The 15,241-nt window shown below is 56.1% G+C and carries 12 protein-coding genes; all 12 read right to left on the bottom strand.

Annotation, left to right across the window (positions count from 1 at the left end):
• Positions 1-32: 32 nt before the first annotated feature.
• The gene (locus tag N1689_RS17145) at positions 33-2,474 is read right to left on the bottom strand and encodes a glucose/quinate/shikimate family membrane-bound PQQ-dependent dehydrogenase (RefSeq protein ID WP_260059544.1); all 2,442 of its coding nucleotides are present in this window, start codon (positions 2,472-2,474) and stop codon (positions 33-35) included.
• 313 nt (positions 2,475-2,787) lie between these two features.
• Positions 2,788-3,009, bottom strand: a complete 222-nt coding sequence (locus N1689_RS17140; protein ID WP_161734340.1) for a zinc ribbon domain-containing protein — start codon at positions 3,007-3,009, stop codon at positions 2,788-2,790.
• A gap of 63 nt (positions 3,010-3,072) precedes the next feature.
• On the bottom strand, positions 3,073-4,563 hold the full coding sequence (der, locus tag N1689_RS17135) for a ribosome biogenesis GTPase Der (RefSeq protein WP_033733523.1): 1,491 nt from the start codon (positions 4,561-4,563) through the stop codon (positions 3,073-3,075).
• A gap of 174 nt (positions 4,564-4,737) precedes the next feature.
• Entirely contained in the window at positions 4,738-5,919 is a 1,182-nt protein-coding gene (gene bamB, locus N1689_RS17130) for an outer membrane protein assembly factor BamB (RefSeq protein ID WP_013358724.1), read from the bottom strand.
• Positions 5,920-5,938: 19 nt separating this feature from the next.
• Positions 5,939-6,556 (bottom strand): YfgM family protein, encoded by a 618-nt coding sequence (locus tag N1689_RS17125; protein ID WP_161734341.1) that lies wholly within the window; start codon positions 6,554-6,556, stop codon positions 5,939-5,941.
• A gap of 39 nt (positions 6,557-6,595) precedes the next feature.
• Positions 6,596-7,870, bottom strand: a complete 1,275-nt coding sequence (gene hisS, locus N1689_RS17120; RefSeq protein WP_260059543.1) for a histidine--tRNA ligase — start codon at positions 7,868-7,870, stop codon at positions 6,596-6,598.
• A gap of 105 nt (positions 7,871-7,975) precedes the next feature.
• On the bottom strand, positions 7,976-9,097 hold the full coding sequence (ispG, locus tag N1689_RS17115) for a flavodoxin-dependent (E)-4-hydroxy-3-methylbut-2-enyl-diphosphate synthase (RefSeq protein ID WP_003848692.1): 1,122 nt from the start codon (positions 9,095-9,097) through the stop codon (positions 7,976-7,978).
• Between the two features lie 37 nt (positions 9,098-9,134).
• Positions 9,135-10,148: a cytoskeleton protein RodZ gene (gene rodZ / locus N1689_RS17110; RefSeq protein WP_253419652.1), complete on the bottom strand. Its 1,014-nt coding sequence runs from the start codon at positions 10,146-10,148 to the stop codon at positions 9,135-9,137.
• Positions 10,138-10,872: a type IV pilus biogenesis/stability protein PilW gene (gene pilW / locus N1689_RS17105; protein WP_260059542.1), complete on the bottom strand. Its 735-nt coding sequence runs from the start codon at positions 10,870-10,872 to the stop codon at positions 10,138-10,140. The genes rodZ and pilW overlap by 11 nt, the downstream gene beginning before the upstream one ends.
• A gap of 80 nt (positions 10,873-10,952) precedes the next feature.
• A complete protein-coding gene (locus tag N1689_RS17100) occupies positions 10,953-12,122 on the bottom strand; it encodes a bifunctional tRNA (adenosine(37)-C2)-methyltransferase TrmG/ribosomal RNA large subunit methyltransferase RlmN (RefSeq protein ID WP_161734349.1) in 1,170 nt (389 codons plus the stop codon).
• 186 nt (positions 12,123-12,308) lie between these two features.
• Positions 12,309-12,740 (bottom strand): nucleoside-diphosphate kinase, encoded by a 432-nt coding sequence (ndk, locus tag N1689_RS17095; protein ID WP_003848684.1) that lies wholly within the window; start codon positions 12,738-12,740, stop codon positions 12,309-12,311.
• Between the two features lie 175 nt (positions 12,741-12,915).
• Positions 12,916-15,240 (bottom strand): peptidoglycan glycosyltransferase PbpC, encoded by a 2,325-nt coding sequence (pbpC, locus tag N1689_RS17090; RefSeq protein WP_260059541.1) that lies wholly within the window; start codon positions 15,238-15,240, stop codon positions 12,916-12,918.
• Position 15,241: the final 1 nt, after the last annotated feature.

The raw sequence follows: 15,241 nt of genomic DNA, 5'->3' as shown, positions 1-15,241 counted from the left end.
CCGACAATGTCGGCCCTTTTCCTTATGTGTTATTACTTGCTGTCTGGCAGCGCGTAAGCAATCACGTAATCACCGCGGTCCGGTGACTGACGTGCGCCACCAGCTGAAATCAGGATGTACTGCTTACCATCTTTCGGTGAAACGTAGCTCATCGGGCCACCCTGACTGCCGACCGGCAGGCGTGCTTTCCACACCTCTTTACCGGTTGAAGAATCAAAGGCGCGCAGATAGTAATCCTGGGTACCGGCGATGAACACCAGGCCACCCTGTGTTGCCAGCGTACCGCCCAGCGTTGGCATACCAACCGGCATTTTCACGCGCATTTTGATGCCAAATGGACCGGTATCCTGCACGGTGCCGACCGGCACCTGCCAGACGATTTTCTGGGTTTTCAGGTCAATCGCCGACAGCGTACCAAACGGCGGCTTCTGACAAGGAATGCCCAGCGGCGACATAAAGCGGTTTTTATTCACTGCATAAGGCGTGCCTTTCAGCGGAACGGCACCCATACCGGTGTTAATTGCTTCGCCGCCGTTGCTGCCACGGGCAATGCTGCTGGTATCCGCCGGGATCATCTGTACCCACAGGCCCAGACGCATGTCATTGACGAACAGCAGATGGTTGTTCGGATCGATCGACATGCTGCCCCAGTTCATACCCCCAAGCGAACCCGGGAAGCTCAGCGACTTGTCGGTGTCTGGCACGGTGAACAGTCCGTCGTAGCGCATTGATTTGAAGGCGACACGGCAGGCAAGCTGATCAAACGGCGTTGCACCCCACATGTCAGACTCTTTCAGCGTCTGGTTGCCAATCTGCGGCATTCCGGTCGAGTGTGGCTGTGTTTTCGTGTACTGCTCGTTCGGAATATGGCCCTGCGGCATCGGCAGTTCTTCGACTTTGGTCAGCGGCTTGCCGGTCATACGGTCAAGCACGAAGATCATGCCGGTTTTACCACCAATCACCACTGCTGGCGTGGTGCTGCCATCTTTCTGCGGGAAGTCGATCAGGCTTGGCTGCATCGGCAGGTCGAAGTCCCACAGATCGTTATGTACGGTCTGATAGACCCACTTCTCTTTACCGGTAGTCGCATCCAGCGCCAGCACCGAAGCACCGTATTTGTGATCCAGTTCGGTACGGTTCGCCCCCCAGAGGTCAACCGACGAACTGCCCATCGGGATGAACACGGTGTTCATTGCCGGGTCGTAAGACATCGGCGCCCAGGAGTTCGGCGTACTGCGGGTGTAATCTTTACCCGGCATCAGAATCGCATTCGGGTCAACATTGCCTGGGTCAAATGCCCAGCGCATTTTACCGGTGATAACGTCAAAGCCACGCAGCACACCACCTGGCATATCAGTCTGCACGTTATCTGCGACACGCCCCCCCACCACGACGGTGGTGCCCGCCAGCGTTGGCGCTGACGTCAGCTGATACTGTGGATCCGGTGCCTGGCCCAGTCCCGCTTTAAGATCAACGATGCCGTGATCGCCGAAGTTTTCACAGAACTCACCGTTGTCGGCGTTGATCGCAATCAGACGCGCGTCGATGGTGTTCATCAGAATACGACGCTGGCAGCTGTCACCAGCTGGCAGCACAGCGGCTGGTACAGGTGAAGAACCCGGCTTATCCGGCTGTTGCAGCGGCCTGGTTACGTCAAAGTAAGCCAGACCACGGCAGCGCGGCCAGACGTCTGCTTTGGCATTGATTTCACGTTTCCAGATCTGTTTACCCGTATTGGCTTCAACGGCGATGACGTTGTTGTGCGGCGTACAGAGGTAAAGGGTGTTACCAATCTGCAATGGCGTCTGCTGATCTTCTGCGCCGTTTCCGGTCGGGCTGACAGGCGTATCACCAGTGTGGAAGGTCCAGGCAACTTTCAAATCCTTCACGTTATCGCGGGTAATCTGGTCCAGCGCCACAAAGCGGCTGCCCTGCGGGGTATTACCGTAGTTATCCCAGTCTTTCTGCTGTCTGGTTTTATCAACCGGGATCAGTGGCAGCTCTTCGCCGGTGCCGGCAACGGTAGGATGGGGCTGGAACATCTGTACCAGCGTGACCACCATGCCTGCCGCCAATAGCGCAGAGAAGGCGTAAGAGGGTTTTGCCAGTGAGTGCTTACCTTCGTGCTTACGCAGTGAAGGCCAGATCAGGAAGGCCAGCAGCATCAGCCCGGCAGGCACCATCAGGCGAGAGACCAGCGGCCAGAACTCCAGACCCGCATCGAACAGCGACCAGATCAGGGTGCCGATAAAGACCAGCAGGAACAGAACCACTGCCGATGATTTGCGACGGAAGAATTGAATTGCGGAGAGTACAGTGACGATACCCGCAATTAAAAAGTACCTGCTGCCGCCAAGGGCTACCAGTTTACCGCCGCCAATGGCAAAAAACAGACCGGTAGCAAGCAGCACCAGTCCGAGCAGCACGGATGCGATTCCCAGCCCCTTTCCGGAGCGGGAGGATGTTTCAGCCATAACACTTACTCTCCTGAATAAACAGAGCATCCGGACTGTTGCCGTCCGGACTCTGGCGCGTTATGCACGTCCGCGCAGAGCATTGCTCTGTTTCAAAACGAATATAAACAGACCCGCGTCCGTGAGAATCTGTGGGCCGGAAGAGCACGGATGTGGCTGACCCCTCCCACGACGCGGCAGGATTGTACCACCTGGTACATTACAGAGTGAACATATACAACGCGTTTGTTACGGAGTAATAGCATTTTTGCTACAAAAAGGGCCAGGAATCGCTCTGCCTTATCTGACATTTTAAGCGTAGCTGAAAGCGAGGTCAGTGGCCGGGTGGCTGGAAAACTACGCGCTTGCGGGAGATCAGACCATGTCCGTTACGGCAAAAATAGTCCACTGCGCCGCAGGCTTTCAGCACTTCAAGTGGCTGGTGACACTCAGGACAGCAGGGATGCGCCGGGTAATGCGCTCCGCAGGCTGTGCAGATAAATTCACCGTCGCTGAGCGACAGCGGTTGCTGACATTTTTCACAAAGCACACGCATTATGTTCTCCACCCTGCGTTATTCAGCGCAAAAAAAAAAGAGGGCCAGATGGCCCTCATTTTGTTAACGCTTATTCTTTTTCATATGCGCCATCAGACGCTTACGCTTACGCTGCTGCGTTGGCGTCAGCAGGTTACGTTTGCCTTCATAAGGGTTATCACCCTCTTTGAACTGAATGCGAATTGGCGTTCCCATCACGTTAAGTGATTTACGGAAATAGTTCATCAGGTAGCGTTTATAAGAATCAGGCAGATCCTTAACCTGGTTACCGTGGATCACCACGATAGGCGGGTTATAGCCACCAGCATGCGCGTATTTAAGCTTAACGCGACGACCGCGTACCAGCGGCGGCTGGTGATCGTCTGCCGCCATGTTCATGATGCGGGTCAGCAGCGAGGTGTTTACGCGGCGGGTCGAACAGTCATAGGCTTCCGTGATCGACTCAAACAGATTACCTACGCCGCTCCCGTGCAGCGCAGAGATAAAGTGAATGCGGGCGAAATCGATAAAGCCCAGACGGAAATCCAGCGTCTCTTTCACTTCATCACGCACTTCCTGCGACAAGCCATCCCATTTGTTGACCACAATCACCAGTGAGCGACCACTGTTAAGAATGAAGCCCAGCAGCGAGAGATCCTGATCGGAAATACCGGCATGAGCATCAATCACCAGCATCACGACGTTGGCATCTTCAATCGCCTGCAGCGTCTTGATGACTGAGAATTTCTCAACGGTGTCAGAGATTTTGGCACGCTTACGCACGCCTGCGGTGTCGATCAGAACGTATTCACGTCCATCACGCTCCATCGGAATATAGATACTGTCGCGGGTGGTGCCCGGCATGTCGTAGACGACCACGCGATCTTCACCGAGGATGCGGTTAGTAAGCGTTGACTTACCTACGTTAGGACGGCCAACAATCGCCAGTTTGATTGGCAAACCAGTCGGGTCGAAGTTTTCTTCTTCCTCCGCCGCTTCCTGCTCAGCAATCTCGTCAGCTTCAAGCGCAGCCCAGTAAGCCTGGTTCTCTTCTTCTTCAGTGAGCTCAACCGCCTCAACTTTGTCCATCCACGGCAGGAGTGCCTCTTCTATCAGGCTACTCACACCACGACCATGCGAGGCTGCAATGGCATGAATCTCGCCCAGGCCCAGTGAATAGAAGTCGACAACCGCCTGATCCGGATCGAGCCCGTCAGTTTTGTTCGCCACCAGGAAGGTCGCTTTCTGACGGGAGCGGAGATGCTTAGCAATTTGCTGATCGGCGGCCATCATGCCCGCACGCGCATCAACCATAAACAGCACAACATCGGCTTCTTCAATCGCCAGCAGTGACTGCTCGGCCATCCGCGTTTCAACACCCTCTTCGGTGCCGTCGATACCACCGGTATCAATAACAATAAATTCGCGCCCTTCCACTTCGGCGCGACCATATTTGCGATCGCGAGTCAGTCCAGGAAAATCCGCTACCAGCGCATCACGTGTGCGGGTTAAGCGGTTGAATAGCGTAGATTTTCCCACATTGGGACGCCCAACCAGCGCGACCACAGGTACCATAACAAAATGCCTCAATAAATAATTAATCGCCCGAATGGCGTGATTATAACGGCTCTGGCCGTTAAGTTCAGGCTTAAGGCGCAAAGAATACCATGCCTGACTAAAAACGAAACGGCCCCTGATTAAATCAGGAGCCGTCAAAACGGAGGATTTCACCTGCCAGACGTTTACCCATTAACGGGTAATCGCATAAACCTCGCCGTCTTTCGACTGGATCAGAAGCTTATCGCTGGCAACCACCGGCTCAGTCTGGAAGCCTGAGCTATCCAGTTTCTGCTGAGCAACAAAACGACCATCAGTGGTGTTTAGCCAGTGCAGATAACCTTCACTGTCGCCAACCACAAGGTAGCCGTTGTAGAGCACCGGAGAAGTCAGGTTGCGATGCAGCAGGTCGCTTTGACGCCAGATGGCAACACCGCCGTCAGCGTTCAGCGCAATCACGCGGTCATCCTGATCGACCAGATAGATGCGACCGGCATCGACAATCAGATCTTTCACACCGCCAATTTCGCGTTTCCACAAAATCTGGCCAGAGCGCAGATCCAGCGCCGACAGGTTACCGTTGTAAGCGAGTGCATACACTACGCCATTGACGATAACCGGCGTGGTATCGACGTCGTTAAGACGGTCAATCTCAGTGGCACCGCTGACCTGAGAAATACGCTGCTGCCAGATCAGCTGTCCCTGGTTCATCACCACGGCACTGACGCGACCGTTGTCGCCACCGACAATGGCGCCGCCAAATGCGACAGCAGGTGCAGATTCACCGCGAAGAGACAACGCTGGCATATCCAGGTTGACGCTCCACTTCACCGCACCGCTGCTCTGATCCAGTCCCTGCAGCATGCCGTTACTGGTATGTACCAGTACCAGACCATCGCTGACTACAGGACGAGACAGCGCTTCACCTGCGACGCTGGTCTGCCAGGCCAGGCTGCCATCGCTGCTGTTCAGGGCATAAACTTTGCCGCGCTCGCTGCCAACATAAACCCGATCGCCATCAGCGGTCAGGCCGCCGGATAACAGCGCTGAGCGGTTTTTCGAGAAGAAACCGGTTTTCTCAGAGAGATCGACTTTCCATTTTTCTTTACCGTCTGCGGCATCCAGCGCTTTGACAATACCAAAACGATCGGCTGCAAAAACGGTGTTGTCCTGCCAGGCAGGATGCAGATTTGAGTAGAAGTCACCGACGCCATCGCCTACCGAGGTGTTCCACACTTTCTGTGGCGTGAACTGATTTTCCACCTTCGGCAACGGGGCCATTTTTACTACATCTTCTTCGCCGCTAAACAGCGAACAACCGCTGAGCAAAGTGACTGAAATCAGTCCCGGCAGCAGGTATTTACGTAATTCCATGCGCTCTCTCTTGACTGGCTTAGCTTAAGTTATTCATCTTCATCTGCATCATTTGCTTCAATGCCGGAGAGGCGTCAGATTCGACTCCTTTACTCCAGGCATCGCGCGCGCCCTGCCTGTCACCTTTGGTCAGCAGCGCTTCGCCGCGAATATCGGCCACAATGGCTGTCCAGCCATCACCCTTCACACCGTCAAGGGTTTTAAGCGCCGCATCCGCTTGATTCTGTTGCAGTTGAATGCGTGCCAGGCGCAGGTTAATCACCGCCTGCAGATTGGCATCTTTCGTATCTTTCAGTCCGTTTTGCAGCAGCGTTGCGGCCTTATCAAGCTGACCGGCGTCAACATACTGCTTCGCCAGATCCATCGCAGCCAGCGCACCGTAGGTATTGCTGTTTTCACTGGCAAAGCGGTTAACCGCTTCCAGCGTTTCCGGTTTATCCGCCTGCATGGCGCTGGTGAGCTGCTGATACTGCGCGGACACGGATTTCGCCGTATCATCCTGATGACTGCTCCAGTAACGCCAGCCACCCAGCGCAGCAATGCCGATGACTACGCCAATGGCTAACGCTTTGCCATTACTGGCAAAAAAGTTGCGCAGCGCGTCGGTCTGCTCGTTCTCATTGCTATACACTTCCACGCAATCCCTCTCCTTTCTATGGTTGGTGCTGTGTCACGCTTACTGTAACAGCGTGCGTAATACAGCAGCAGCCTCTGCCTGATCCAGCGTTTGCTGCTCGCCACGGCGCAGATCTTTAATCACGACCTGACCGGCTTTGACTTCATCTTCGCCTAACACCAGGGCAACGCGTGCGCCCCACTTGTCAGCACGGGCAAATTGCTTCTTAAAGTTGCCGCCGCCAAAGTTAGTCATCAGCCTCAGTTCCGGCGCTTCATCACGCAATTTCTCAGCCAGTTGCATCGCAGCAGACTGCACGCCCTGACCTGAAGCGATAACATAGACATCCACATTGCTCGTCGGTTCAAATTCAGGATTAACCGCCTGAACCAGCAACACCAGACGCTCCATGCCCATGGCGAAACCCACGGCAGGTGTTGCACGACCACCAAGCTGCTCAACCAGGCCATCGTAGCGACCGCCGCCACACACCGTGCCCTGTGAACCCAGGCTATCGGTGACCCACTCAATCACGGTGCGGTTGTAATAATCCAGGCCGCGTACCAGACGCTGATTGACGGTGTAGCTGATGCCAGCGTCATCCAGCAGCGCACACAGGCCGCTGAAGTGCTCGCGAGACTCGTCATCCAGATAGTCGCCAAGCTGTGGCGCATCATTCAGCAGTTTCTGAACCTCGGGATTTTTACTGTCGAGAACGCGCATCGGGTTGCTGTACATGCGGCGTTTGCAATCCTCGTCCAGCACCGCTTTGTGCTGCTCAAGGAAGGCAACCAGTGCGTCACGATAATGCGCGCGTGCTTCCAGTGAACCGATAGAGTTGAGTTCCAGGCGAACGTGCTCAGAGATACCCAGGGCTTTCCACCAGCGGGCATTCAGCATGATCAGTTCAGCATCAATGTCCGGTCCCTGCAGACCAAACACTTCCACGCCGATCTGATAGAACTGACGATAGCGGCCTTTCTGCGGACGCTCATAGCGGAACATGGGTCCCATGTACCACAGGCGCTGTTCCTGGTTGTAGAGTAAACCGTGTTCGATACCGGCGCGCACGCAGCCTGCCGTGCCTTCCGGACGCAGCGTCAGGCTTTCACCGTTGCGGTCATCAAAGGTATACATCTCTTTTTCAACCACATCGGTGACTTCACCGATGGCGCGTTTAAACAGTGGGGTTTGCTCCACCAGCGGTAAGCGAATTTCGCTGTAACCGTAGCTCGCCAGCGTCTGCTTGAGAACGCCTTCAATCCGTTGCCAGAGGGCAGTATCCGCAGGCAGGTAGTCGTTCATCCCGCGAATTGCCTGTATATTCTTCGCCACGTTAAAATCTCTTAATGCAAAAAAACCTGTCCGGCATCATACCTTATGAGGATGAAACCGCACAGGTTCAGTCAAAAAAGTCACGTACGCAGGCCGCGCACGCCATTATTTTTCCAGATGCTGAACATCAATACGGCGGCTGGCATCCAGCATCGACGCTTTGGCACGAATGCGCGCTTCCAGCTGATCGATCATGTCATTGTTGTCGAGACGATCGCGCTGACGCACACCATCTTCGTAGAAACCGCTCTTCTTGCTGCCGCCGGTCACGCCCAGCGTAGAGAGGGTCGCTTCGCCCGGTCCGTTGACTACGCAGCCGATAATGGAGACGTCCATCGGCGTGATGAGATCTTCCAGACGCTGCTCAAGCGCGTTGACCGTACCGATGACGTCAAACTCCTGACGTGAGCAGGTCGGACAGGCGATGAAGTTGATACCGCGAGAACGAATTCGCAGTGACTTCAGGATATCGAAACCGACTTTGACTTCTTCAACTGGATCGGCCGCCAGCGAGATGCGTAGCGTATCGCCGATCCCTTCTGACAGCAGCAGTCCCAGGCCAATCGCCGATTTCACCGCGCCCGCACGTGCGCCACCCGCTTCGGTAATGCCGAGATGCAGAGGCTGTTCGATCTGTTTCGCCAGCAGACGATAAGATTCAACGGCGAGGAAGACATCTGACGCTTTTACGCTGACTTTGAATTGATCGAAGTTAAGACGGTCGAGATGATCGACATGGCGCATGGCGGATTCCAGCAGCGCCTGTGGCGTCGGCTCGCCATACTTCTCCTGCAGATCTTTTTCCAGCGAACCGGCGTTTACGCCAATTCGGATCGGAATATTATTGTCGCGTGCGCAGTCGACCACCATACGGATGCGCTCATTGTTCCCGATGTTACCGGGATTGATGCGCAGGCAGTCAACGCCATATTCGGCGACTTTCAGGGCGATGCGGTAGTCAAAATGAATATCTGCAACCAGCGGGACGTTCACCTGCTGTTTGATCAGCCTGAACGCTTCTGCGGCATCCATGGTAGGCACCGAGATACGAACGATGTCGACACCGACTCGCTCAAGGGCTTTGATCTGATTTACCGTCGCTTCCACGTCAGTGGTGCGGGTGTTGGTCATCGACTGTACGGCGATTGGCGCGCCGTCACCGACCGGCACCTTGCCGACGTAAATGCGTTTGGATTTACGGCGGATAATGGGTGCTTCGTTATGCATATTTCTTCTCCACAATTGCCCGGTACGCGATACGCTGTTATTGCGCACCCAACGTCAGGCGAGCAACCTGGTTATTACGGATAAAACGGCTTAAATCAACGGGCTGATTCTGATATTGCACCTGAACCGCGGACGGCGCGCCAATTTTCAGACGATACGGAGGCGTTCCTGCCAGGCTGAGTTTACCACCACTGCGCTGAATACCGCTGAACAGTTTTTTGCCGGTGGCATCACTCACTTCCAGCCAGCAGTCGCCGTTAAAAGTCATGACCACTGCGTTAGGGTCAGCAGCCGGTTCACTGACCGCGGCTGCGCCGACTGGCATCTGAGGTGATGTGCTGGTACCGGACTGGGTGGCTGCAGGCGCAGCCGCCGTGTTTTCCACAGGAGCCTGACTCGGCGACACCACCGCATTGCTGCTGGTGTCCTGCTGTGCAGCAGTCGCGCCATTGCTGGCGCTGGCGGCCGGAGCCGTACTCGCTGGCGTGCTGGCCGCACTGTTATCGCGGGTCGTGGTATTGCTTTCGTCAGGCGCGGCAGGTGCCACGCTGTCACCGCTGGATTCACCCAGCGGAATCGACTGACCGTTATCACTGCTGCTGTTCTGATCGGTCATCGGCACCAGATCATCCTGCGACGCTTTATGATTCTGCCACCACCAGGCGCCGGTCAGACCCACCACCACAAACACGACCAGCCAGGTGAAAATCATCAGCCAGCCGTCGCGTTTTTTGCGGCGCTTACCCAGCGAGAAACTTTGCATCGGTTCGATTTTTGCAGCCCGAACCGGTGTCTGTTTCGCCATCATTGGCAGCAGTTCCTCTTCAGGAATGTGCACCAGACGCGCATAAGAACGAATGTAGCCGCGCAGGAACGTAGAGGCTAAATCGGCAGGCGATTTGTCTTCCTCAATGTCACGCACGGTAGAGAGTTTCAGGCACAGGCGCTCAGCGACGTTCTGCTGCGTCAGCCCCATCTGCTCACGGGCCAGACGCAGGCGTTCACCTGTTGAATGTAATGCAGAGTTTTCTTGAGTGGCTTCAGTATTCATTAGCTAAATAACGCTGGTACTGTATCGATTGCGGAAAACGTCGCGCTAACTGGTCGCCATAACGTGAAACGTCAGCGGCATTTCCCTGTAGCGCGGCGAAACGTAAGTGTAACGCCAGACTTCGTGCCGTTTCGGGCAGCTGTTGCTGGTAAACGTCGAGCAAAACCTGCACCTTTGCCAGCTGGTTATCTGCCATCAGCTTTTCAGCTTCCGACAGCAACGAATCCGCTTTGCGTCTGTCGGCCTCAAGGGCCTGGCGTAACGTCCTGCGGGCAGTGGCAACATCGCCCGCCTGCAGATAACAAAACCCTGCCAGTTCACGCGCGTCATTACGTGCATCAAACTGAGGTGCAGCGCCTGCCCGACTAAACTGTTGATGCGCTTCGTCATACTGCCTTAAAGCGCAGAGAAACGCACCGTAATTGTTAGCAACAAAACCATTATCCGGGGCCTGCTGCTGTGCCAGTATAAACCGTGCCTGCGCCGCTGTCTGATTACCCTGCTGCTGCGCCAGCCGTGCCAGTGCAAGCGAGACCCGGTAGTCCTCGGGCGCGGCGGCCTGTGCACGCAGAAAGTTTCGCTCAGCTGCGGTATAGTCTCCACCGGCCAGATAGTGCATCCCTAACTGCAGCCGCACCTCTTCAGCGCCAGGTTCGTATGGCTGGCTGACACACCCGCTTACAACAAACAGCGCCAGTAAAGCAGCAGGTAATCCGTTACGCATAATCGTTTCCATCCGGTTGACGTTGACAGGCTGCAGCCTGCCACGCGTCATCACTTCAGGAAACGCACTCTGCCACTCTTCTAGAGAGCCTTCACAGATATGGCTTCACCCGCCATTTTTTTACGCAGCGTTCGCTTGGTACGGTCGATCACTTCTCCGGCTAACTGACCACAGGCGGCATCAATATCGTCGCCACGGGTTTTACGCACGATGGTGGTAAAACCATAGTCCATCAGCACCTTGGAGAAACGATCAATGCGGCTGTTTGAGCTACGGCCATACGGCGCACCCGGGAAGGGGTTCCATGGAATCAGGTTGATTTTACACGGTGTTTCTTTCAGTAATGCGGCAAGTTCATGCGCATCGTCGGTGCTGTCGTTGACATGATCCAGCAACACGTACTCAATGGTCACACGTCCCTGATTGGCGTTGGATTTACCAATGTAGCGTTTCACCGCCGCCAGGAAGGTTTCGATATTGTACTTTTTGTTGATCGGCACGATATCATCACGCAGCTTATCGTTCGGCGCATGCAGGGAAATGGCCAGCGCGACGTCAATCATATCGCCCAGTTTATCCAGCGCAGGAACAACACCTGAAGTAGAGAGGGTCACGCGACGCTTCGACAGACCAAAGCCGAAGTCATCCAGCATGATCTCCATCGCCGGGACCACGTTATTGAGGTTGAGCAGCGGCTCACCCATGCCCATCATCACCACGTTGGTGATAGGACGCTGGCCGGTGATTTTCGCTGCGCCGACAATTTTCGCCGCACGCCACACCTGACCAATAATTTCTGACACCCGCAGGTTACGGTTAAAGCCCTGCTGTGCGGTCGAACAGAATTTACACTCCAGCGCACACCCCACCTGTGACGAAACACAGAGCGTAGCGCGGTCGCCTTCCGGGATGTAGACCGTTTCCACCAGCTGGTCACCTACACGAATGGCCCATTTGATGGTGCCGTCGGTAGAGCGCATCTCTTCCGCCACTTCTGGTGCGCGGATCTCCGTCAGCTCCATTAGCCGGTTACGCAGCTTTTTGTTGATGTCGGTCATCTGCTCGAAATCATCGCAGCAGTAGTGATAAATCCACTTCATGACCTGATCGGCGCGGAACGGCTTTTCACCCAGCGACAGGAAGAATTCGCGCATCTGCTGACGGTTGAGATCCAGCAGGTTAATTTTCTGGTTTTTGGGGGAGACGACAATAGGGGATGCGGACGCGGACGTCACAATCTGTTCGGACATAATATTCTCTGGCCTCGTTGTTACACGTTATGGCGCTGTTCAGGGATAGATGAAAAAATTGCGCCTTCATTAAGCGATGTCAATGAAGGCGCAATATTGTACAACATCTGCGGCCTGATAACAGGCGGGAGTGACCTCCCCTACGCAGATTTTTGTAAAGCCGCTGTAACGTTTATCGCCGGGCGATTAACGAGTACGTGGGCAGATTTCGTTTTCGCCGAAGAAATAAGCGATTTCACGGGCAGCAGATTCCGCTGAATCTGAACCGTGGGTCGCGTTTTCGGTGAAGCTGTCAGCGTAGTCAGCACGCAGAGTGCCAGCCAGTGCGTTTGCCGGGTTAGTGGCACCCATCAGGTCACGGTGACGCTGAACGGCATTTTCACCTTCCAGCACGGAAACAACAACCGGGCCAGAGGTCATGAATTCAACCAGACCATCGAAGAATGGCTTGCCCTGGTGCTCAGCGTAAAAGCCTTCAGCCTGCTCTTTGCTCAGCTGCAGCATTTTAGCGCCAACGATTTTGAAACCTGCGCTTTCAAAACGGTTGTAGATAGCACCAATCACATTTTTAGCGACGGCGTTTGGCTTGATGATAGAAAAAGTACGTTCGATTGCCATGATGACCTCTGTCTTGACGTTCTGAAGAAACCGGTGGCGTCCGCCCCGGTTAATAAACGGCGCCGATTATAGGGGCTGAGTCCGGCATTGCCTATCAGAGATCCCTAATTTGTTGAAAATTCTTGATCTGAGTCGAAGCGGATGCGCTTCAGTTATGATTTAGCGCAGAAAACCATCATCCCCGACTGAAGTTGACCGAGACAAGCTGGCCCTCTTCATCCATCACCACCAGCTGATACTCGCCTGGATGATCAAGATGCAGCGACATCTCTGCGGCGTTTTGCGTCGTGAGAGGCTCACCATTCAGGAACCACCAGCGCTGCGCGCCCTGCCCTCCCTGCACCGCGACCGGGATCGTCAGTGCACTGTTGCCCGGCAGCGGCTTAACGATTTGTCCCTCAATGACGCCGGTGACGATCAGCGGTGCACTGCTGCCCTGCTGTAGCGGTGGACAGTGCGTATCAACAGCTGGCAGACGCTGCGCCCGCCGCTCCTGAGGCGGCAGCCAGGCTTCCAGCGGCAGCGGCCAGACCAGCCGTTCGTGACGGGTGGCGCCGGGGCAGTCAGCGGCAACGCGCAGTCCCTGCGCATTCTGCCAGTAACTCAGGCGTAATCCGCTGAGGCTCTCCTGACCCGGTGCCAGCAGCGTTGGCGGCAGAGTGTCTGAGGCGACCCAGCTTTGCCGCCGCTGACGACAGTTTTCATCTCCGGCGGGCAGCGGCTGACCACCAGGCCAGCAGAGGGTCGCTACCGTGACCGAGGCCGGACGCGGATCGCCTGGCACGTCACGCCTGCCGAGTCGGCTCATCAGCATGCTGTTAATCTGATTCATAATCGGCACAGCAGAGGCGAAACCAAACTGCCCGGCAACCGGAGTGGCATCCGGGCGCCCGACCCAGACGCCGATCAGATAGCGAGGATTGATACCCACCGACCAGGCGTCGCGATAGCCGTAGCTGGTGCCGGTCTTCCAGGCCAGCGGCACCACGTCGGGTACGCTGCCATTACCGGCAGGCTGCGCTTCGCCTGCGAGGATACGCCGGATGATCCACGCCGATTCCTTTGATAGCAGCGGCCGTTGCTGCAACGGTTGATCGGGCATCCAGCGCAGCTGAGCGGCATTGCCGTGACGGGCAAAGGCGCTGTAGGCTGCCACGATCTCATCCATGCGCGCCCCGGTGCCGCCAAGAATCAGCGAAAGATTGGGTTCCGCGCCAGGCGGAAAACGTAAATTCAGCCCCACATTACGCAGCCGCGCCGCGACGTTTTTTGGCCCTAGTGCTTCCAGCAGCTGAACGGCGGGCAGATTCAGGGAGCGCACCAGCGCCTCGCTGGCGCTGACCGGTCCGTGAAAACCGGTGTCAAAGTTGCCGGGCCGGTAATCACCAAAGCGACGCGGCACATCCTGCAGCAGCGATTCGGCATGAATCAGCCCTTCGTCCAGCGCCATGCCGTAAATAAAGGGTTTTAACACCGAACCTGGCGAGCGCACGCTGGCGATCATATCCACATGACCAAAACGGCTGTCATCAGTAAAGTCAGCCGAGCCGACGTAGCCACGAACCGCCATGGTGGTGTGATCCACCACCAGCATGGCCAGTGAGGTGCGCGGCGGCAGCTGATTTTTAACGTTCAGCGCCAGGCTTTCCAGTTCGCGCTGCAGTGAAGGATCGAGCGTAGAGACAATCTTATCGCTGCGGCTGCTCGACAGCAGTCGCCGGGCCAGCAGCGGTGCCATCTGCGGCATCTGGCGCGGCGGCAGCCACACCGGCTCCTGACGGATTTCCGCCACCTGTTCAGCGGACCAGATGCGGTATTGCGCCAGTCGATCCAGCACTTTATTGCGAGCGGCTTCCGCCCGTTCAGGCCAGCGATCGGGCCGCAGACGGCTGGGTGCCTGCGGCAACACGGCCAGCAGCGCCGCTTCGCCTGGTGTCAGCTGTGACGGCGCTTTTCCCAGCCAGCTCCAGCTTGCTGCGCCCACCCCTTCCAGCGTACCGCCAAAGGGCGCACGGTTAAGATAGAGCGTCAGGATGTCACGTTTGGAAAGATGCCACTCCAGCTGCAGCGCACGCCACGCCTGAATCAGCTTGCCCCGCAACGTGCGGGGTTGCGGGTCGATAAGGCGCGCCACCTGCATAGTCAGGGTGCTGCCGCCGGAAATCACACTCTGATGACGCAAATCCTGCCAGGCGGCACGCAGCAGGGCCAGAGGGTTGATGCCGGGGTGATACCAGAACCAGCGATCTTCATAGGTCAGCAGCGCCTGCAGATAAGCCGGTGCCACCTCCTCTGGCGTGACCGGATAGCGCCAGATACCCTTGCTGTCAGCAAAGCGCCACAGCGGCGTACCGTCGCTGGCCACAATGACCCGTGCAGGCTGCACCTGTTTAAGCGGAAGCGGAAACAGCCGATCCAGTCCCCACGTCGCCAGCCATAAACCCAGAAAAAAAAGCGGCAGCACGAGCCACCCCTTTTTAAGGGTGCGAGGTTTTAACACG

Source organism: Pantoea sp. XY16 (genome assembly GCF_025153065.1).
In the GTDB taxonomy this organism is placed as follows: Bacteria; Pseudomonadota; Gammaproteobacteria; order Enterobacterales; family Enterobacteriaceae; genus Pantoea; species Pantoea alfalfae.
This window is presented reverse-complemented; position numbering and strand designations above follow the sequence as displayed.

What these genes read in the sequence shown, in the direction of transcription:
- N1689_RS17145 (WP_260059544.1), bottom strand. Translation starts at nt 2,474, where the DNA reads ATGGCTGAAACATCCTCCCGCTCCGGAAAGGGGCTGGGAATCGCATCC.
- N1689_RS17140 (WP_161734340.1), bottom strand. Translation starts at nt 3,009, where the DNA reads ATGCGTGTGCTTTGTGAAAAATGTCAGCAACCGCTGTCGCTCAGCGAC.
- der (WP_033733523.1), bottom strand. Translation starts at nt 4,563, where the DNA reads ATGGTACCTGTGGTCGCGCTGGTTGGGCGTCCCAATGTGGGAAAATCT.
- bamB (WP_013358724.1), bottom strand. Translation starts at nt 5,919, where the DNA reads ATGGAATTACGTAAATACCTGCTGCCGGGACTGATTTCAGTCACTTTG.
- ispG (WP_003848692.1), bottom strand. Translation starts at nt 9,097, where the DNA reads ATGCATAACGAAGCACCCATTATCCGCCGTAAATCCAAACGCATTTAC.
- rodZ (WP_253419652.1), bottom strand. Translation starts at nt 10,148, where the DNA reads ATGAATACTGAAGCCACTCAAGAAAACTCTGCATTACATTCAACAGGT.
- pilW (WP_260059542.1), bottom strand. Translation starts at nt 10,872, where the DNA reads ATGCGTAACGGATTACCTGCTGCTTTACTGGCGCTGTTTGTTGTAAGC.
- N1689_RS17100 (WP_161734349.1), bottom strand. Translation starts at nt 12,122, where the DNA reads ATGTCCGAACAGATTGTGACGTCCGCGTCCGCATCCCCTATTGTCGTC.
- ndk (WP_003848684.1), bottom strand. Translation starts at nt 12,740, where the DNA reads ATGGCAATCGAACGTACTTTTTCTATCATCAAGCCAAACGCCGTCGCT.